Raw genomic sequence first — 18,638 nt, 5'->3', positions numbered from 1 at the left:
CATGTCCACGACCCTGATTTCCGCCAAACCGCGCGGCCTCGCCCTATTGCTGGGCTGGCGGCGCCTGACGCTTGCGTTGTGTGTTGCGATCATATTGTGGCGCGCGCTGGTCTTTGGCTGTCCGCCGGCTTCCGAACTGGGCGGCCATGTTCTGTTGATCGGCCTCGGTGCCGTGCTCGGATTCGGGCTGCTCGAACAATGGCCGCGCCGTCTACCGCCATGGCTCGCGCGCTGGGTGCTACAGGTACTTGGTGTCGCGGTCGCGATACCGTTGACGGCATTCGCCGTGTTCAGTTGGCTGCCGAACGTGGAAGGCCAGCCGTTCTGGGAAGTCGAGCACCTGCGTGGCTGTTTCATGGGGATCAACGTTGCCGGTCTCCTGGTCGGTCCTTGGATCGCACTCGGCGCCCTGGTCCGGCAGAAAGAAGCGTTTGCACGCGATCAAGCCCTGCGCTTCGAGCTGGAGCGCAGCGAACTTGAACGCAAAGCACTCGACACCCGGCTGCATCTGCTGCAGGCTCAAGTCGCACCGCATTTCCTGTTCAACACCCTGGCGAACGTGCAGGCACTCGTCGATGCCGGATCGCCTCAAGCACCTGCGGTACTGCGTGCGCTGATCGCGTATCTGCGTGCGGCCGTTCCGCGTCTGCACGAGGCGTCGACCACGCTGGGGCAGGAACTCGATCTGGTTCAGGCGTACCTGGAACTCATGCATATGCGCATGCCCGATCGCCTGACCTATTCGCTGCATGCCGACGAATCGGCGCGCGCGCTGACTTGCCCGCCGATCACACTTTTGACCCTGGTCGAGAACGCGGTGCGCCACGGCATCGATCCGGCCGAGGACGGCGGACGCATTGACATCGAAGTGCGCCACCGCGGTGAACATTGTCTCGTGCGCGTGCGCGATACCGGCGTTGGGCTGCACTCCACGAGCAGCGGACTCGGTACGGGTTTGTCGAACCTGCGCGAGCGCCTGCGCCTGATCTTCGGCACACGCGCGAGTCTCTCGGTGACCGAACGTCCGCCACACGGCGTCTGCGCCGAACTCGACCTGCCTGCCGCAGCGGCGCCCGCGTGAGCGCGCGGCCGACCGCCCTGATCGCCGACGACGAGCCGTTGTTGCGCGAAGCGCTCGCGCGCCAGCTCGGTCAGGTCTGGCCCGAACTCGAGATCGTCGCGCAGGCGCGCAATGGCCGCGAGGCGATCGAATCATTCGAGGCGGCGAGTCCGGATATCTGCTTTCTCGACGTGCAAATGCCCGGACTTTCTGGCATCGACGCCGCGCATGCGATCGGGCGCCGAGCGCACCTGGTCTTTGTCACGGCTTACGATCACTACGCCGTGCAGGCATTTGCCCAAGGCGTGCTCGATTACTTGGTCAAACCGGTCGAGGCGGCGCGGCTCGTCGAAACGGTCACGCGGCTCAAGGAACGTTTGGCCGCCGCGCAGCCCGCGCGCAATACCGAGACGCTATTGCGCGAACTCGCTGCGCAACTGCAGCGGCAAACGGCGCCCGCGCCGTTGCGTTGGTTGCGCGCGCAGGTCGGCCAGACGCTGCGGCTGATCGCGGTCGACGACATCGACTACATGCGTTCGGACGCGAAATACACGCGCGTCGCCTGGCGCAACGACACCGGCCATGTTGTGGAGGCGCTGGTCGGCGCGACTCTCAAGGAACTGATCCCACAACTCGATCCCGCGCAGTTCGCCCAGGTGCACCGTTCGGTCGTCGTCAACCTGCGCGCGATCAGCCACGTCACACGTGGCGACAACGAAACCGCGGACATTCATTTGAAGCATCGTGACGAAGTGCTGCCGGTCAGCCGGAGCTATTTGCATCTGTTCCGGCAGATGTAGCGACGCGCTTTCAGTCGAACACGATCTCGCTCGCAGGCGGCAGACGCCAGTCGATCTCCGTCTGCCCGTACTCGTGCAGATAGGTATTCGCGCGCGAAAAATGCCCGCAGCCGATAAAGCCGCGGTAGGCGGAAAGCGGCGACGGATGCGGTGCCTTGAGCACGAGATGGCGGTGCGTGTCGATCAGCTTGCCCTTGGCCTGCGCATAGCTGCCCCAGAGCAGGAACACGAGGCTCTCGCGCTCGCGATTGAGATGATCGACGACGGCATCGGTGAAACCTTCCCAGCCTTTACCCTGATGCGAGCCGGCCTGATGCGCTTGCACGGTCAGGGTCGCGTTGAGCAGCAGCACGCCCTGCCGCGCCCACGGCAGCAGACAGCCGTGATCGGGACGCGGGATATGCAGATCGCGTTCGATCTCGGCAAAGATGTTGTTCAGCGACGGCGGCACGTCCACGCCGGGCAGCACTGAGAAGCACAGGCCGTGGGCCTGGTTTGGCCCGTGGTACGGATCCTGGCCGAGGATGACGACTTTGACTTGATCGAACGGCGTCGTGTTGAGTGCGGTGAAAATGCGCTTGGGCGGTGGATAGATGATCTTGCCGCGACGCAGTTCGCTGCGCAGAAATTCGCTGAGCGCTAGCATGTCGGGGCGCTGCAGGTAATCGCCGACGCGGGCTTTCCACGAGGCTTCGAGTTGAACGCGGTCTTCGCTCATTGCGGATGTCCCAGCGTCAATTGCCGTGCCGTGGCAATCCACGCGCCGAGCCAGCCGAGCACGACGCTCGCGCCGAGAAGGGCCAGTGCTTGCACGATCGACAATCCGTGAATAGAAAAGCGTTCGCCGTAACTCGCGGTGAGCTGGTTCAGCGGACCGGACAGCGCGATCTCGACCGCGCCGATCAGGATGAGTGCGACGAGTCCCGCGAGCGCGCCGTACCAAAGCCCGACGTACAGGAACGGACGGCGCACGAAGGCCCGATCGGCACCGAGCAACTGCATCACCGAGATTTCTTCGGCGCGGCCGGCGATGTCGCTGCGCACCGTATTGCCGACCACGAGCAGGGCGGCGAGTCCGAGCAGGATCGCGAGTACGCCGGCGAGCCGCGCGGTGAAGGCGAGGATTGCATCGAGGCGCTGGCGCCAGAGCGCGTCGTACTGCACTTGGTCGACCTGGCGATCGTGCGCGAGTTCGTCGACGAGTGCCGGCGCACCGTGGCCCGGCGACGCCGCGGCTTTCGGCGTCACGATCAATACGGTCGGCAGCGGATTGTTCTGCAGGACCTTGAGTGCGTCGGCGAATCCCGACTGGCTGCGGAATTCGGCGAGGCCCTGTTCGGGCGTCTTGATTACCACGTCGGCGACGTCGGCGCGTGCGCGCAGAGTTTCCGCGAGCGTCTTCGCCGCGGCCGCATCGATTTCGGGCTTGAGAAACACGCCGATGCCGCGCGCGTCGTCGAGATGTCCACCGAGCGTGCGCGCATTGTCGAGCAGGAGCCAGAGCAAGAACGGCAGGCACAGCGCGAGGCTCATCACGAGCAGAGTCAGCACGGTGGCGCCGGGGCGCTCGGCGAGGCGGGCTAGGCTCGTGCGAAAGCTGCGCGAGTGATGCTCGCGCCATGCGCCCATGCCGGGCCGCGCACGCGTCGGCGCGCGCGCGGCGGGCGGTGCCGCGACGAGCCTCTCGGGCCGGCCCTGGGCGGGCGTGACGCGGCGGTTCATGCGTGAACCTCGCTTCTCGCCGCAACGGGGCGGAAGTCGTCGATGAGCTTGCCGTGATCGAGCACGAGCACGCGCTTGTTCATGCGCTTGATCAGATTGAGATCGTGGCTCGCGACGAGCACGGTCGTGCCGACCTGCTCGAACTCGGCGAAGAGCTTCATGATTTCAGCCGAAAGCATCGGGTCGAGATTGCCCGTCGGCTCGTCGGCGATCAGCACCGGCGGCTTGCCGACGATCGCGCGCGCGATGCCGACGCGCTGCTGCTCGCCGGTCGATAGCGTCACCGGCGGCGAGGCTTCGCGCGCGAGCAAGCCGACCTTGTCGAGTGCGGCGCGCACGCGGCGGCCGATCTCTTCGCGCGTGCAGCCGGCGATTTCGAGCGGCAGGGCGACGTTGTCGAACACGCTGCGGTCCATCAGCAGGCGATGGTCCTGGAACACCATGCCGACGCCGCGGCGCACCTGCGGTACCTTGCGCGCCCGCGTTTTGACCAGGTTCTGTCCGTTGACCGTGATCTGTCCGCGCGTCGGCCGGTCCATCAACGCGACGAGACGCAGCAGGGTGCTTTTGCCCGCACCCGAGTGACCGGCGATGAAGGCCATCTCGCCGGCGTCGAGTTCGAACGAGAGATCGGTGAGCGCCTCCTGCCCGGACGGATATTTCTTGCTGACTTGGTCGAAACGAATCACGCCCGCTCACCGCGCCAGTTTGCTGTGGCGCATGCCGTAGCCGAAGTAGACGACTAGGCCGAGACTGACCCAGACCACGAACACGAGCCAGGTGACCGCGGCTAATTCGGATAGCAGCCAGATCGAGAAGGCGATGCCGATCAACGGTATCAGCGGCACGAAAGGCGTGCGGAACGAGCGCGGCAGCTCCGGCTTGCGGATGCGCAGCACGATCACCGACGCGCAGATCACGATGAAGGCCGAGAGCACGCCGATGTTGACGAGCTTGGCCACTTCGTCGAGTGGGAACAGTCCGGCGACGAGAGCGGTAAATACGCCGAGCACGATGGTCGGCCGGTGCGGCGTGCCGTGGCGCGGATGCACGTGCGCGAACCAAGCGGGCAGCAGCCCGTCGCGCGCGAGCGCGAACCAGATGCGCGCTGCGCCGAGCATGAAAGCGAACAGGACGCTCACCAGCCCGAACACCGCCGAGGCGGAAATCGCCGCGGCGAGTCCGCCAAGTCCGATGTTCTTGAACGCGTCGGCGACGGGCGCCTCGGTGTTGAGTGTGGGGTACTTGGCGATGCCGGTCAGCACGAGCGATACGGCCAGGTACATGGCCATCGAAATGCCGAGCGAAAGCAGCACCGCGCGCGGCAGGTCGCGCTGCGGGTTCTTCGACTCTTCCGCTGCCGTGGTCAGTGTGTCGTAGCCGAACACCGCGAAGAACACGACCGCGGCCGCGGTGGCGATGCCGCGCCAGCCGAAATGGCCGACGCCGTCGGTGCCGACCACGCGTTCCGGTATGAACGGATGCCAGTTCTCCGGATTCACATAGAACACGCCGACGCCGATCACGAGCGCGACTGCGGCGACCTTTATCGCGACGACGAAGGTGTTGAAGCGCGCGCCCCACTCCGTGCGGAACACGAGCAGGGCGGCGACCCCTAGCGTCACCAGCGCGGCGATCACGTTGAATACGCGGCCGTCGCCCGTGCCGAGCGCACCCTGCGCCCACACCGGCAGCACGATGCCGATGCTGGCGAGAAAGGACTGCACGTAGCCCGACCAGCCGATTGCGACGACCGCCACGATCAGCGCGTATTCGAGCAGCAGATCCCAGCCGATCAGCCAGGCGGGCAGCTCGCCGAGCACGGCGTAGCCGTAGGTGTAGGCGCTGCCGGTCACCGGGATCATGCCGGCGAACTCGGCGTAGCAGAGTGCCGCTGCGGCGCTGGCGATGCCGGCGATGACGAAGGCGAGGGCGACCGCAGGGCCTGCGTTCAGCGCCGCCTGTTGGCCGGCGAGGACGAAGACGCCGACGCCGATGATGCCGCCGATGCCGATCGCCGTGAGCTGCCACAGGCCGAGGACGCGGCGGAAATCGCCGCGCGTGCCGGCTTCGGCCTGCAGCGCTTCGATCGATTTGTGTCGTGTGACGGTGTCTAACAGACCCATGCAACCTCCCCGGATTATTTGAACGGGATGATACCCGAGGGGCGCGGTTTGCTGAGCGGGTTTGCTCGCCTATTCGGCGACGCTGCGGATTTGCAGCGACACCTGTTTCTTGCCGCCGCCGAGCCATTGTGTACCGACTTCGCGGAAACCATAGCGCGCGTGGAATTTCGCGGACGCGGGATTGGGCGGATCGAGATCGAATTCGCAGGTCAGTTGCGAGACCCCGGAGTCCTGCGCGAATCGAACGAGATCGTCGTACAGCTCGGCGGCGAGTCCGCGGCCGTGCCGGCGTACGTCGACGACGATGCGGTCGATATAGAGGAATTGCGCGTAGTGCGCGGCGAACCAGAGATAGTTCGGGCTGTCGTAGTCGGCGCCCTCGCGCAGCACGAGCAGAAAAGCGGCGGCCGTGCCGTCGATGTCGACGACGCGATGGTAGGCGGCCTGGGCGTGCAGACGCTGCAGGCGGCCCTCGTCGAGAGGGCTGAGGAAATGCACCGACTCGGCGTTGAGGGCGAGGATCGCCGCAAAGTCGCCGGGCGTCGCGTCGCGGATCATGCGTCGGCGGTCGCTACGCGGACGATCAGGAACGCTTGAACAGCCGCGCGACGCGATGGAAGAAACCGGCCTTCTTCGCCGGCTTCGCCTCGGCGGCGACGGCCACTGCGGCCGTTGCGGGTGCGGTCGCGATCGTCGCGGGCTTGCCCTTCGGCGCGACGGCTACGTCGATGCCGGCGACATTCGGTGTTTCCATGCGTTCGCCGCTGCGGCGTCCACGGCCGCCGCGGCGCCGACGGCGCCGGTTCGGATCGCCGGCATTCGCTTCGCTGCCGTTCGCGGACGACGGCGCTGCGGCTGCTTTTTCGTTCACTGCCGCTGCCGGCGCGGGGCGCGGCGACGGCGCATGCGTGCGCGGGCGGCCTTCGCGGCGCGGTTCACCCGAGCCATGACGCGAGCGCGGTCCGCGCTGGCGTTGCGGCGGACCCTTGGTCGGCACGCTGCCATCGTCGTCTTCGTCGTCGGTCAGCGGCTTCGCGCCTTCCGGCCGCGGTCGCGGCGGCGGCAGCACGAGTAGGGACGGATCGATCGCGGCGGTCGGAATCTTCTGCCCGATATAGGCCTCGATGTCGGGCAGGCTCTGCGCGTACATGTCGCAGGCGAAGCTGATCGCATCGCCTTCGGCGCCAAGGCGCGCGGTGCGGCCGATGCGGTGCACGTAGTCTTCGGCGTCCTGCGGCAGGTCATAGTTGTAGACGTGGCTGACGCCGTCGATATGCAGGCCGCGCGCGGCCACGTCGGTGGCGATAAGGATTTCGATTTCGCCGCGCTGGAACTTGCCGAGCAAACTCTGGCGCTTCTTCTGCGGCACGTCGCCCGACAACATGCCGACGAGGAAGCCTTGCTTCTCAAGGCGGCGGGCGACCTTCTCCGCGGCGACCTTCATATTGACGAAGATCATGCTGCGCTTGGCCTCGTTCTTCGAGAGCAGGCCGATCAGCAGCGGAATCTTCTCTTCGCTCGCCGGGAAATACATGACCTGGCGCACGCGGTCGGCGGTGACGTTTTCGGTTTCGACGGTGAGCTGCTCGGCCTCGTTCATGTTCTCGTAGGCGAGTTCGAGCACGCGATGGCTCAAGGTCGCCGAGAACAGCAGGCACTGGCGCTGGTCGCGCTCGGGCAGGCGGCGCATGAGGAAGCGCACGTCCTTGATGAAGCCGAGGTCGAACATGCGGTCGGCTTCGTCGAGCACGAACACCTCGACTGCCTTGAACGAGAACACGTGCTGCTTGAAATAGTCGATCAGGCGGCCCGGCGTGGCGATGATGATGTCGACGCCGGCGCGCAGGATATCGCGCTGCTTGTCGTAGTCGACGCCGCCGTAGATCAGCGCGGACTTGAGCCCGGTGCCGCGGCCGATGTGCTGGAAATCCTTCTCGATCTGGATCGCGAGTTCGCGCGTCGGCGCCACGATGACGGCGCGCGGATCGGTCGGGCCGCGTTCGGCAATGGCCGGACGCGTGAGCAGGCGCTGCATCGTCGCGACGAGGAAGGCTGCGGTCTTGCCCGTACCGGTCTGCGCCTGGCCGGCGATGTCGCGGCCGGTCAGCGCGACCGGCAGGGTCAGCGCCTGGATCGGCGTGCAGCGGGTGAAGCCAGCGGCGTGCAGTCCGGCGATCACGCTGGGGTGCAGGTCGAAGCTGTCGAAAAAGGTGTCGGTAAGGGTCTGGGCGGGCATGGATTCGTATCGGTGGTCACGCGAAAGCTCGCGCGAGCAGCGGCGCCTGGTGCTTGAAATCCGGCGGAATCGTCCCCAACTCCTGCCAACCTCGTGCTTTGCGTAGTGCCGCTTGAAATGCGTTCGCGCTTCGGCTGAAATGGGAACGAATTCCTTGATTTCATCCGACCCAGCGATCGCTTGGCGTCCGATTGTATCGCAAGCCAGCCCCTTCCGCCGCATTAGCGCGCCCTTTACCACGTTTCCGCCGGAGCCACCCGTGAGCCATCAAGCCATCACCCATGTCAGCGACGACCAGTTCGATGCCGAAGTACTGAAGTCCGCGGAGCCCGTGCTCGTCGACTTCTGGGCCGAATGGTGCGGCCCGTGCAAAATGATCGCGCCGATCCTCGACCAGCTCGCCGACAGCTATGCGGGCAAGATCAAGATCAAGAAGATCAACATCGACCACAATCAGAAAACCCCGCGCAATTACAACGTGCGCGGCATCCCGACCTTGATGATCTTCAAGGACGGCAAGGTGCAGGCCACGCAGATCGGCGCGGTCGGCAAGAAGCAGCTCGAGCAGCTGATCGATAAGGCGATCGACCGCCAGGACAGCCTGGCCCGCCAAGGCTGAAATACCTCGCCGGATCGAGTCCGGCGGCGAAGATCAGCGGGGGCGCGATGATCTGGATGTTTCTCGTGGGCGGTATGCTGACGGCGATCGTGATTGCGATCGCCCGTGCCGGTGCGCGTCGCCGCACCTCCCCGGCAGCCGCCGACGGACGTGACGCGGGCAGTGCGGACGTTTACTCGAGCAGCAGCGACAGCGGTTCGGTCTTCTGGTCGTCCGGTGACAGCGGATCGAGCGACGACGGCTCGCGATGGTCCGGCGGCGACAGCGCAAATTGCGACGCCGGCAGCAGCAACGACAGTTCCAGTTCGGACTGCGGCGGCAGCGATTCCGGCAGCAGCAGTAGCGATTGAGCCAGGTCTGCCGGCTGGACGCCCGTAATTCGAAGTGCTAAGGTATATTTCATCAAGGGGCTCGAAAGCCCCGCCCATGCAGTAACTCCCCCACGATTGAATCGCCTGCCCGCCTGATGCGGCAGGCGGCATCGAACTCCAGGGAAATTCTCGAGGCTCGTCCGCGCAGTTCTCGGTCTTGGCCGCGCGGCGTATCGAAAGGCGCTGCGCGCGAAACGAGAGCCGCGCCATCATTCCGATCATCATTCTCAACGGCACCGAAGAAGGTCAGCCCGTGTCCGAAACCGAATCCAAAGAAAACGGCGGCGAGAGCCGCAATCCCCAATCCGAAGGCAACACCGCGCCTCCCGCTCCCGCCCAAGCCGGCGGCAACGAGGGCGATGCGTCGAAGCAGCAGGGCGGCCGCGACGATCGCCGTGGCCGCGGGCGCAACCGTCACCGCAATCAGCAGCGCGGCAACGGCAATCCGAACAACCGCGGCGGCGGTGGCAACAACAACAACGACGCCGACGAAGAGTTCGTCGAGATCCAGGGCCCGAATACCGGCGTCACCATCGATCTCAACGACCTGAAGCGCCAGCCCGCGTACAAGCTCCTGAAGATGGCCGAGGACCTCGGCATCCAGGAAGGCGCCGCCCGCGCCCGCAAGCAGGACATCGTGTTCCTGATCCTCAAGGCGCACGCGCGCAGTGGCGGCAGCATCTACTCCGAAGGCGTGCTCGAAATCCTGCAGGACGGCTTCGGCTTTCTGCGCACGCCGGACGAAAGCTATCTCGCCGGCCCCGACGACATCTACATCTCGCCCTCGCAGATCCGCCGCTTCAACCTACGCACCGGCGACAATCTGAACGGCCGCGTGCGGCCACCGAAGGAAGGCGAGCGCTACTTCGCCCTGCTCAAGGTCGACACGATCAACGGCGAGCCGCCCGAAGCATCGAAGAACAAGGTCCTGTTCGAGAACCTCACGCCGCTGTTCCCGCGCAAGATGTACCACCTCGAGCGCGGCAACGGTTCGAGCGAAGACATCACCGGCCGCATCCTCGATCTCGTCTCACCGATCGGCCGCGGCCAGCGCGGCATGATCGTCAGCCAGCCCAAGGCCGGTAAGACGATGATGCTGCAGAATGTCGCCCAGGCGATCGTGCACAACTATCCCGACGTGCATCTGATCATCCTCCTGATCGACGAGCGTCCCGAGGAAGTCACCGAAATGCAGCGCACCGTGCGCGCCGAAGTGGTCTCTTCGACCTTCGACGAACCCGCGCTGCGCCACGTCCAGGTCGCCGAAATGGTGATCGAACGCGCCAAGCGCTTGGTCGAGCACAAGAAAGACGTGGTCATCCTGCTCGACTCGATCACGCGCCTCGCGCGCGCCTACAATACCGTCGTGCCGTCGAGCGGCAAGGTGCTTACGGGCGGCGTCGACGCGAACGCGCTGCAGCGCCCGAAGCGCTTCTTCGGCGCGGCGCGCAACGTCGAGGAAGGCGGATCGCTCACGATCGTCGCGACCGCGCTGGTGGAAACCGGCTCGAAGATGGACGAAGTGATCTATGAAGAGTTCAAGGGCACCGGCAACATGGAAGTGCACCTCGACCGCCGCATCAGCGAGAAGCGCGTCTATCCGTCGATCAACATCAACCGTTCCGGCACGCGCCGCGAAGACCTGTTGATCGAACCCGACGTGCTGCAGAAGATCTGGATTCTGCGCAAGCTCCTGCACCCGATGGACGAGCTTGCCGCGATGGAATTCATGCTCGACAAGATGAAGAACACCAAGTCGAACGACGAGTTCTTCAATTCGATGAAGCGATAGTTCTCCGCGTTTGCGGACGAACGTAGAAAAGCCGGCCCGATGGCCGGCTTTTTTCATGCGGAATTCATCGCCCGCGGCTTAGTCTGGCCGCCCCACGTTTCCGCGACGGGCTTCATGCGCGCCATCCTGCTTTCGCTCATTCTGTTGCCGGTCTGCGCGGCCGCCGCGGCGCAAACGCCGCCCGAGACGCAGGCGCCGTCGCCGCCTCCAGCGGCGCCGTCGAACGCGTCGCCGCCGACGCTCGATACCGTGCTCGTCGCCGGCGAGCAGCCCGGTCCGGGATTGTGGAAGGTGACGCGCCGCGACAGCGACCACGTGCTGTGGATCCTCGGCACCCAGGCGCCGCTGCCGAAGACGCTGAGCTGGCGTTCCGACGAAGTCGAAAAAATCATCGCGCAATCGCAGGAAGTGCTGACCGATGCGCAGGCCGACGTGAAGATCGGATTCTTCCGCACTATGTTCCTGCTGCCTGCGGCATTGAGCGCGAAGAAAAACGCCGACGGCGCGACGCTCAAGCAAGTGCTGCCGCCCGATTTGTACGCGCGTTGGCTCCCGCTCAAGGAGCGCTACCTCGGCAAGGATGACGGCGTCGAGCGCCTGCGCCCGATCCTCGCCGCGAACGAGCTGTACAGCAAGGCGATCGGCAAGTCGGGCATGACCAACAAGAACGCGTTGTGGCCGGTAATCGAGAAGATCGCGAAACAGCATCGCGTGTCGATCCGCGAGATCGAAGTCGAGATCCCGGTCGACAACGCGCGCCAGGCGATCGACGACTTCAAGAGCACCGCGGGCCAGCTCGACATCGATTGCCTGGCGACGACGATCCAGCGCCTGGAGACCGACCTCGGCGCGATGCGCGCGCGCGCGAACGCCTGGGCGATCGGCGATCTCGAAAAACTGAAGAGCCTGCCGTATCCGGATCAGCGTAGCGTGTGCCTCAATGCGCTTGCGGCGAATGCGAATTTGCGCGAGAAGCTCGCCGATGCGCGCAAACGCTTGCAGACCGAATGGATCGAAGCCGCCGAGGCGGCGCTCTGGGACAACCCGAGCACGTTTGCGGTGCTGCCGATATCCGAGCTCGTCAATGCGGACGGCCGCTTGGCGACGATGCGCAAGAAGGGTTACGTCGTCGAAGAACCGCAATAGGCGCTCTTCGCACTCAGCCGACCTTGCGCCAGCGTTTACGGTGCGCGGTTTCGAATTCGACGCCGGACAGCGGTACGACCGATTCGCCGTTGCGCAGACGCCATTCCGCGCCGAGCGGGAGCTCGCTCGCATTGCCGTGGTCGTCAACGCTGACCGGCTGAGTATGGATCAGGATCGTGCGCAGGCCGTGCTCGTCTTCGACTTCGAAGGCATGCGTTTCGATGTGAATTTTTCCGCTCATCGCAGGCGCCCTCGCGGCGATGTACCGGTGCCGCTCAGCCGCCCGGCGCGATGCGGAATTCGAGTGTCGCGCCGACCGCGCGCTGCCACTCGGCGTAGAGCCGCTCGCGTTCGGTGCCGTCCAGCTCGACGGTGAATTCGCGGCCGACGCCCCAGTGCTGAGCGATCTCCTCGCGGCTCTGCCAGTAGCCGACCGCAAGGCCAGCGAGGTAGGCCGCGCCAAGCGCCGTGGTTTCGAGCTGGCGCGGGCGCTGTACCGGCACGCCGAGGATGTCGGCCTGGAACTGGGCGAGGAAATCGTTCGCGATCGCGCCGCCGTCGACGCGCAGCGACTTGAGCTGCAGGCCCGAATCGGCCTGCATCGCGGCGAGCACGTCGCGGGTCTGGTAGGCCATCGATTCGAGTGCGGCGCGCACGAGATGCTCCTTGCGTGTGCCGCGCGTGAGTCCGAACATGGCGCCGCGCACGTCGCTGCGCCAGTACGGCGCACCGAGGCCGACGAAGGCCGGCACGAGATAGACGCCGTCGTTCGACTTCGCGCGGCGCGCATAGGCTTCGGAATCGGCGGCCGCGTCGATCAGGCGCAGCCCGTCGCGTAGCCACTGGATCACCGAGCCCGCGACGAAGATCGAGCCTTCGAGCGCATATTCGGTCTTGCCGCCGAAATTCCACGCGACTGTCGTCAGCAGGCCGTTCTTCGAAGCGACCGGTTTGGCGCCCGTATTCATCAGCATGAAGCAGCCGGTGCCGTAGGTGTTCTTCGCCATGCCTCCGGCGAAGCATGCCTGGCCGAACAGCGCGGCCTGCTGATCGCCGGCAACACCCGCGATCGGGATCGACTTGCCGCGCGCGAAATGCGTCGTGTGGCCGTAGACCTCGCTCGACGCGCGCACCTCGGGCAGCATCGCGCGCGGCACGTCGAACAGCGCGAGCAGGTCGTCGTCCCAGCGCTGCTCGTGGATGTTGTACAGCAGCGTGCGCGAGGCGTTGCTTGCATCGGTGACGTGAACCTTGCCGTCGGTCAGGTTCCAGATCAGCCAGGTATCGATCGTGCCGAACAGTAGCTCGCCGCGGCTCGCGCGCTCGCGCGCACCGTCGACGTGGTCGAGAATCCACTTCACCTTGGTCGCGGAAAAGTACGCGTCGATCAGCAGGCCGGTGCGTGCGCGCACGAGCGCGTCGTGGCCGGCGGCGATCAGTTCGTCGCAGATCGCGCGCGTCTGCCGCGACTGCCAGACGATCGCATTGTGGATCGGCTTACCGGTCGCGCGCTCCCACACCACCGTGGTCTCGCGCTGGTTGGTGATGCCGATCGCGGCGATGTCGATCTGGCCGAGCTTGCGTTCGGTCGCGATCGCCTGGGCGACCGTGGCCTCGACGCTGGCGAGTATCTCCACCGGATCGTGCTCGACCCAGCCGGGCTGCGGAAACTTCTGCGCGAACTCGCGCTGCGCGCTCGCGGCGATGTTGCCGGCATGGTCGAACAGCAGCGCGCGCGAACTCGTCGTGCCTTGATCGATCGCGAGAACGTAGGACTGACTCATGATCTTGCTCCCGATGATTGCGTCGTTCGTTGCGCGCGGCGGCGGCTTAGCCGTACAGCGCGCGATAGCAGGCGGCCGCGAGCAGCATGCCGGCGATCGGCGCGAACACCGGCACCCAGGCGTAGCTCCAGTCCGAGCCGGCCTTGCCCGGGATCGGCAGCAGCGCATGCGCGATGCGCGGGCCGAGGTCGCGCGCCGGATTGATCGCATAACCGGTCGGACCGCCGAGCGAAAGGCCGATCGCAACGACGAGGCCGGCGACCGCGAACGGCGCCAGCCCTTCGGTCATCTTGTTCGCGCCGATGATCAGCACGCCGAACATGAGGACGAAGCTGCCGATCGCTTCGCAGAGGATCGCCGCAGGAAAGTCGCGGATTGCCGGCGCCGTGCAGAACACCGCGCGCTTGGCGAGCGGATCGAGATCGAGCTTCCAATGCGGCAAGTAAGCGAGATAGGCGAGTGTGGAACCGAGCGCCGCGCCGGAAATTTGCGCGGCGACATAGCCCGGCACCTGCGCCCAGGAAAACTTGCCGAGGGTGGCGAGGCCGATCGTCAGTGCGGGATTCATATGCGCGCCGCTGCCGCTCGGCGCTGCGGCGTAGATACCGAACAACACGGCGAAACCCCAGGCGACGGCGATCACGAGCCAGCCGCCGTTCTGCGATTTCGACTGCGGCAGCAGCACGCCCGCGACCACGCCGCTACCGAGCAGCATCAAGGTCGCCGTGCCGACGAATTCGCCGAGATAAGGATTCATCCATTCACCTTGGTTGCCATATAGGTGTCGAGCCGCGCGCGCTGGTCTGCGTTCAAGCGCAGGCCGAGCTTGCTGCGGCGCCAGAGTATGTCGTCGCTCGAACGCGCCCATTCCTCGCGCAGCAGATAATCGATTTCCGCCGCGTACAGGTCGGCGCCGAAATTCTCGCCGAGTTCGCCGAGACTGCGCGCGCTGCCGATCACGCGGTCGATGCGCGAACCGTAGGCGCGCGCATAGCGCAGCGCCTGGCCGGCATTGAGCCACGGATAGCGCAGCACGGTCGCATGCAGGAATTTGTCGAACGGGTTCTCGCCTTCGTGCGCGTCCTCGGCGAACTCGCCGCCGGGCAGGCGCGCATGCTCATCCGCGGTCCACGCGCCGTGCGTGTTGCCGAGCGCGGGTGCGATCAAGTCGAGCGCTTCCTCGCCGAGCTTGCGGTGTGTGGTGATCTTGCCGCCGAACACGTTGAGCAGCGGTGCACGCCGGTCTTTGTCGGCCTCGCCGTTGTCGAAGTCGAGCAGATAGTCGCGCGTCACCTCGGACGCCGACACGCCGGCTTCTTCGAGCAGCGGGCGCACGCCCGAATAGCTCCAGACCACGTCGCTCGGCGCGATCGAGCGCGCGAAGTAGCGGTTGGCGGCGGCGCAGAGATAGACGATCTCGTCGGCGTCGATGCGCGGCGTACCGGGCGCACCGGCGAATTCGAGGTCGGTCGTGCCGATCAGGGTGTAGTCGCGCTCGAACGGGATCGCGAACACGATGCGCCGGTCGACTTGCTGGAAGGTGTAGGCGTAGGTGTGGTCGTAGAGCTTCGGCACGACGATGTGGCTGCCTTTGACCAGGCGCAGCGTATGCGAATGCGTCACGCGTGCGATGCCGTCGAGAAAGCTGACCGCCCACGGCCCGGCTGCGTTGACGAGAACGCGCGCTTCGACCTGCCGCGCTGCGCCGTCGGTGCCGCGCAGTTGCGCCGTCCAAGTTTGCGCGCTGCGCTGTGCCGCTTCGCAGCGCGTGCGAGTCGCGATCTCGGCACCGCGTTGCTGCGCGTCGAGTGCATTGAGCACGACAAGGCGCGCGTCGTCGCACCAGGCGTCGGAATAGATGAAGCCCGTGTCGAACTGCGGCTGCAGCGCGCGGCCGGCAACGTGGTCGCGCAGCTTGGCGCGGCGCGAGTGCGGGAAGGTGTGTGCGCGGCGCTTGCCGAGGCGGTCGTACATCATCAGGCCGGCGCGGATCATCCACGCGGGGCGCAGATGCGGCTCGTGCGGCAGTACGAAGCGCAGCGGTTTGACGTTGTGCGGCGCCGAATTGAGAACGACGTCGCGCTCGGCGAGTGCTTTGGCGACGAGCGAGATTTCGTATTGTTCGAGATAGCGCAGGCCGCCGTGGATCAGCTTGCTGCTTGCGCTGGACGTGTGCGCGGCGAGATCGTCCTGCTCGACGAGCAGAACGGACAGGCCGCGCCCGGCTGCATCGCGCGCGATCGCCGCGCCGTTGATGCCGCCGCCGACGACGAGTACGTCGACCTGATTGTCCGCCTGGGTGCGCACCTCCGCATCTTCGCAGATTCGCGCAGGCGCGAGAACCGGGCGCCGTCGGGAAATGAGTCTGCGCGGTCCGCGCACCTTGCAGCGCGGAAAAGACTAGCGTTTTGCGCGCGGATGGAAGACGAGTGGATGCACGTCGTCGGCCGGCGGCGGTGACGGCGCGCAGGTGCCGCAGCTCGAACAGCCGCCGCCGCTGCCGCAGCCGGCACCGCTCGTAACTTGCTGCGGTGCGAACTTCGCGCCGAGCGTGCGCAGCGTGGCGTTGGACGAAGCCGAAAGCCGATGCGCGATTTGCGCCTGCACGGCGCGGTAGCTGCGCGGGAACAGGCGCAGGAACGCGAACCAGAGACTCCAGGCGACGAGGAGCGCGATCACCGCGGTCTGGAAGATCGCGTAGCTCACGACAGCGCCTTGGCGATCTGATAGGTCGCGAACGACGCGAGATAGGCGAGGCCGAACAGATAGCCAGCGAGCACGACGACGTTGCGCACGGAGCCTGTTTCGCGCTTGACCGTGGCGAGCGTGGAGATGCACATTGGCGCGAACACATACCAGGCGAGCAGCGACAGCGCCGTCGCCAGCGACCATTGCGAAGCGACGATCGCCTGCAAACCGTCTTCATTGCCGGCGAGTGCGTAGACCGTAGCGAGCGACGACACCGCGACTTCGCGCGCGGCAAGTCCCGGAACCAGGGCGATGCAGATCTGCCAGTTGAAGCCGAGCGGGGCGAACACAGTATGCAGCATGCGGCCGATCATGCCGGCGAGGCTGTAGTCGATCGCCGGATCGGTCGCGCCGGCCGGTGCGCCTGGGAAACTCGAGAGGAACCACAGCAGCACGGTCAGGGCGAGGATGATGCCGCCGACGCGCTTGACGAAGATCATGCCGCGCTCATAGAGGCCGATCAGGATGTCGCGCGGATGCGGCATGCGATACGACGGCAATTCCATCATCAGCGCATGTTCGCTCTTGTCCTTGCGGATGCGCTTGATCACCCAGGCGACGAGCAGCGCGCTGACGATGCCGGCGACATAGAGCGTGAACAGCACGATGCCCTGCAGATTGAATATGCCGGCGACGGTACGCTGCGGAATGAACGCCGCAATCAGCAGCGCGTAGACCGGCAGGCGGGCCGAGCAGGTCATCAGCGGCGCGATCAGAATCGTAGTCAACCGGTCGCGCGGATCGGGGATGCTGCGCGTCGCCATGATTCCCGGAATCGCGCAGGCGAAACTCGACAGCAGCGGAATGAACGAGCGGCCTGTAAGTCCCGCGGCGAGCATCATGCGGTCGAGCAGGAACGCCGCGCGCGGCAGATAGCCCGACTCTTCGAGGCAAAGAATGAACAGGAACAGGATCAGAATCTGCGGCAGGAAGGCGAGCACCGTGCCTAGGCCGGCGAATACGCCGTCGACAACGAGGCTGCGCAGCGCGCCGTCGGGCAGGCTCGCGCCGAGCCATTCGCCGGCGGCGTTGATGCCGGCATCGATGCCGTCGTGCAGCGGCGTCGCCCACGAGAACACCGCCTGGAAGATCAGGAACATCACCAGCGCGAGGATCGCGAGCCCAAGCACGGGATGCAGCACGACGCGGTCGATGGCGTCGTCGACGGCGGCGGTGCGGCGCGGAATGCTCACCGTGGCGGCGAGGATCGCGCGAACTTCGGCGTGCAAATCCGCGGCCGGCTCAGACGATGGCGGATAGGGATGGACTTGCGGCGCGGCGTCGATGTGTTCGATCAGCGCCTTCGCGCCGCCGTGCTTGATCGCCACGGTTTCCACCACGGGCATGCCGAGCTTCTGCGCGAGTGCCGCTGTGTCGATGCGGATGCCGCGGCGCTTGGCCGCGTCCATCATATTGAGTGCGAGCAGCATCGGTCGGCCGAGCCTGGCGATTTCGAGCACGAAGCGCAGATGCAGGCGCAGATTGGTCGCATCGGCGACGCAGACGATCAGATCGGGCACGGCCTCGCCCGGATAGCGGCCGGTAATGACGTCGCGCGTGATCGCCTCGTCGGGACTCGTCGCGGCGAGACTGTACGCGCCGGGCAGGTCGAGCACGCGCACGCTGCGTCCGGACGGCGCAATGTAATGGCCTTCCTTGCGCTCGATCGTCACGCCGGCGTAGTTCGCCACTTTTTGGCGCGTGCCGGTCAGCAGATTGAACAGCGCCGTCTTGCCGCAGTTCGGATTGCCGACGAGGGCGATCTGCAAGGTGTCGGCCGCGCCGGTCATGGCGTCGAGTCCACGGTAATCGTCACGCGCGCGGCTTCGGCGCGGCGCAGGGCGAAGCGCGTATAGCCGATCTGCACGAGCAGCGGATCGGCGCCGAGCGGCCCGCGCGCAACGAGGCGCACCGGCTCTCCGGCGACGAAGCCGAGATCGCGCAGACGTCGCGCGATCACGTCGTTCGTTCCGTTGTCCGTGACCTCAATGACTGTGGCCGATGCACCCATCGCCAGTTCCGAAAGCAGCACGCCGATTCGCATCTAAATAAGAATGGTTCGCATTATACTTGGTTGGGGCGGCAGACTCCATGTCAAGGGATTGTCATGTCGGGTCGTAGGTGGAAACGCGCAAGCAGTGCGTTTGGATGCTTACAGTGGATACCGCGGCCTCTTATGCTTGAAAAGTGGCTCGCGCAGGGCTTTCTCAGTGTGCGAGGGGCATCTGACGGCG

General features: G+C 65.8%; 19 protein-coding genes. 5 read left to right on the top strand and 14 right to left on the bottom strand.

The features are described 5' to 3' along the window. Position 1 precedes the first annotated feature (1 nt). Complete coding sequence (locus FFS30_RS16020) at positions 2–1,081, top strand: histidine kinase (RefSeq protein ID WP_137914189.1); 1,080 nt, start codon at positions 2–4, stop codon at positions 1,079–1,081. Further along, positions 1,078–1,860, top strand: a complete 783-nt coding sequence (locus tag FFS30_RS16015) for a LytTR family DNA-binding domain-containing protein (protein ID WP_137914188.1) — start codon at positions 1,078–1,080, stop codon at positions 1,858–1,860. The genes FFS30_RS16020 and FFS30_RS16015 overlap by 4 nt, the downstream gene beginning before the upstream one ends. 10 nt (positions 1,861–1,870) lie before the next feature. On the opposite strand, the gene ung is transcribed toward FFS30_RS16015, so the two are convergent. The 6 genes from ung to FFS30_RS15985 form a co-directional block, all read right to left on the bottom strand. Then, positions 1,871–2,578 carry a uracil-DNA glycosylase gene (gene ung / locus FFS30_RS16010; RefSeq protein ID WP_137914187.1) on the bottom strand — a complete coding sequence of 236 codons (708 nt, stop codon included), beginning with the start codon at positions 2,576–2,578 and terminating at the stop codon, positions 1,871–1,873. Beyond that, positions 2,575–3,582, bottom strand: a complete 1,008-nt coding sequence (ftsX, locus tag FFS30_RS16005) for a permease-like cell division protein FtsX (RefSeq protein WP_137914186.1) — start codon at positions 3,580–3,582, stop codon at positions 2,575–2,577. The genes ung and ftsX overlap by 4 nt, the downstream gene beginning before the upstream one ends. Next, on the bottom strand, positions 3,579–4,271 hold the full coding sequence (gene ftsE, locus FFS30_RS16000) for a cell division ATP-binding protein FtsE (protein WP_137914185.1): 693 nt from the start codon (positions 4,269–4,271) through the stop codon (positions 3,579–3,581). The genes ftsX and ftsE overlap by 4 nt, the downstream gene beginning before the upstream one ends. 6 nt (positions 4,272–4,277) lie before the next feature. After that, entirely contained in the window at positions 4,278–5,708 is a 1,431-nt protein-coding gene (locus FFS30_RS15995) for an amino acid permease (protein WP_137914184.1), read from the bottom strand. A 69-nt stretch (positions 5,709–5,777) separates the two neighbouring features. Then, positions 5,778–6,266: a GNAT family N-acetyltransferase gene (locus FFS30_RS15990; RefSeq protein ID WP_137914183.1), complete on the bottom strand. Its 489-nt coding sequence runs from the start codon at positions 6,264–6,266 to the stop codon at positions 5,778–5,780. 25 nt (positions 6,267–6,291) lie between these two features. Beyond that, entirely contained in the window at positions 6,292–7,944 is a 1,653-nt protein-coding gene (locus tag FFS30_RS15985; protein ID WP_137914182.1) for a DEAD/DEAH box helicase, read from the bottom strand. A gap of 259 nt (positions 7,945–8,203) precedes the next feature. Here FFS30_RS15985 and trxA point away from each other — a divergent pair, with 259 nt between their 5' ends. After that, a complete protein-coding gene (gene trxA, locus FFS30_RS15980) occupies positions 8,204–8,563 on the top strand; it encodes a thioredoxin TrxA (protein WP_137914181.1) in 360 nt (119 codons plus the stop codon). A gap of 172 nt (positions 8,564–8,735) precedes the next feature. Here the strand turns inward: trxA and FFS30_RS15975 are convergent, their stop codons facing one another. Beyond that, positions 8,736–8,969, bottom strand: a complete 234-nt coding sequence (locus FFS30_RS15975) for a hypothetical protein (protein ID WP_137914180.1) — start codon at positions 8,967–8,969, stop codon at positions 8,736–8,738. Between the two features lie 218 nt (positions 8,970–9,187). Between FFS30_RS15975 and rho the strand changes: the two genes are divergently transcribed. Both rho and FFS30_RS15965 read left to right on the top strand, forming a co-directional pair. After that, a complete protein-coding gene (rho, locus tag FFS30_RS15970) occupies positions 9,188–10,726 on the top strand; it encodes a transcription termination factor Rho (protein WP_249352516.1) in 1,539 nt (512 codons plus the stop codon). A 114-nt stretch (positions 10,727–10,840) separates the two neighbouring features. Beyond that, positions 10,841–11,872 carry a TraB/GumN family protein gene (locus FFS30_RS15965; RefSeq protein WP_171014667.1) on the top strand — a complete coding sequence of 344 codons (1,032 nt, stop codon included), beginning with the start codon at positions 10,841–10,843 and terminating at the stop codon, positions 11,870–11,872. A gap of 13 nt (positions 11,873–11,885) precedes the next feature. Here FFS30_RS15965 and FFS30_RS15960 read toward each other — a convergent pair whose 3' ends face one another. The 7 genes from FFS30_RS15960 to FFS30_RS15930 all read right to left on the bottom strand — a co-directional run bounded on the left by FFS30_RS15960 (position 11,886) and on the right by FFS30_RS15930 (position 18,436). Beyond that, entirely contained in the window at positions 11,886–12,113 is a 228-nt protein-coding gene (locus tag FFS30_RS15960; RefSeq protein WP_137914178.1) for a hypothetical protein, read from the bottom strand. Positions 12,114–12,147: 34 nt separating this feature from the next. Next, positions 12,148–13,656: a glycerol kinase GlpK gene (gene glpK, locus FFS30_RS15955; protein ID WP_137914177.1), complete on the bottom strand. Its 1,509-nt coding sequence runs from the start codon at positions 13,654–13,656 to the stop codon at positions 12,148–12,150. Positions 13,657–13,702: 46 nt separating this feature from the next. Next, on the bottom strand, positions 13,703–14,413 hold the full coding sequence (locus FFS30_RS15950; protein ID WP_137914176.1) for an MIP/aquaporin family protein: 711 nt from the start codon (positions 14,411–14,413) through the stop codon (positions 13,703–13,705). Further along, positions 14,410–15,963: a glycerol-3-phosphate dehydrogenase gene (gene glpD / locus FFS30_RS15945; protein ID WP_137914175.1), complete on the bottom strand. Its 1,554-nt coding sequence runs from the start codon at positions 15,961–15,963 to the stop codon at positions 14,410–14,412. Before glpD ends, FFS30_RS15950 begins: the two co-directional genes overlap by 4 nt. Before the next feature lie 93 nt (positions 15,964–16,056). Then, positions 16,057–16,362 (bottom strand): DUF6587 family protein, encoded by a 306-nt coding sequence (locus FFS30_RS15940; RefSeq protein ID WP_137914174.1) that lies wholly within the window; start codon positions 16,360–16,362, stop codon positions 16,057–16,059. After that, positions 16,359–18,194 carry a ferrous iron transport protein B gene (gene feoB, locus FFS30_RS15935; RefSeq protein WP_137914173.1) on the bottom strand — a complete coding sequence of 612 codons (1,836 nt, stop codon included), beginning with the start codon at positions 18,192–18,194 and terminating at the stop codon, positions 16,359–16,361. The genes FFS30_RS15940 and feoB overlap by 4 nt, the downstream gene beginning before the upstream one ends. Further along, positions 18,191–18,436, bottom strand: coding sequence for a FeoA family protein (locus FFS30_RS15930; RefSeq protein ID WP_137914172.1), 246 nt, complete (start codon positions 18,434–18,436; stop codon positions 18,191–18,193). The genes feoB and FFS30_RS15930 overlap by 4 nt, the downstream gene beginning before the upstream one ends. Positions 18,437–18,638: the final 202 nt, after the last annotated feature.

This window comes from Rudaea sp. 3F27F6 (genome assembly GCF_005503555.1).
Taxonomy (GTDB): Bacteria; Pseudomonadota; Gammaproteobacteria; order Xanthomonadales; family Rhodanobacteraceae; genus Rudaea.
Note: the sequence above shows the minus strand (reverse complement) of the source record. Positions and strands in the feature narration are given on the sequence as shown.

What these genes read in the sequence shown, in the direction of transcription:
- glpK (WP_137914177.1), bottom strand. Translation starts at nt 13,656, where the DNA reads ATGAGTCAGTCCTACGTTCTCGCGATCGATCAAGGCACGACGAGTTCG.
- ftsX (WP_137914186.1), bottom strand. Translation starts at nt 3,582, where the DNA reads ATGAACCGCCGCGTCACGCCCGCCCAGGGCCGGCCCGAGAGGCTCGTC.
- FFS30_RS15990 (WP_137914183.1), bottom strand. Translation starts at nt 6,266, where the DNA reads ATGATCCGCGACGCGACGCCCGGCGACTTTGCGGCGATCCTCGCCCTC.
- FFS30_RS16020 (WP_137914189.1), top strand. Translation starts at nt 2, where the DNA reads ATGTCCACGACCCTGATTTCCGCCAAACCGCGCGGCCTCGCCCTATTG.
- FFS30_RS15960 (WP_137914178.1), bottom strand. Translation starts at nt 12,113, where the DNA reads ATGAGCGGAAAAATTCACATCGAAACGCATGCCTTCGAAGTCGAAGAC.
- FFS30_RS15995 (WP_137914184.1), bottom strand. Translation starts at nt 5,708, where the DNA reads ATGGGTCTGTTAGACACCGTCACACGACACAAATCGATCGAAGCGCTG.
- FFS30_RS15985 (WP_137914182.1), bottom strand. Translation starts at nt 7,944, where the DNA reads ATGCCCGCCCAGACCCTTACCGACACCTTTTTCGACAGCTTCGACCTG.
- FFS30_RS15950 (WP_137914176.1), bottom strand. Translation starts at nt 14,413, where the DNA reads ATGAATCCTTATCTCGGCGAATTCGTCGGCACGGCGACCTTGATGCTG.
- feoB (WP_137914173.1), bottom strand. Translation starts at nt 18,194, where the DNA reads ATGACCGGCGCGGCCGACACCTTGCAGATCGCCCTCGTCGGCAATCCG.
- FFS30_RS15965 (WP_171014667.1), top strand. Translation starts at nt 10,841, where the DNA reads ATGCGCGCCATCCTGCTTTCGCTCATTCTGTTGCCGGTCTGCGCGGCC.
- ung (WP_137914187.1), bottom strand. Translation starts at nt 2,578, where the DNA reads ATGAGCGAAGACCGCGTTCAACTCGAAGCCTCGTGGAAAGCCCGCGTC.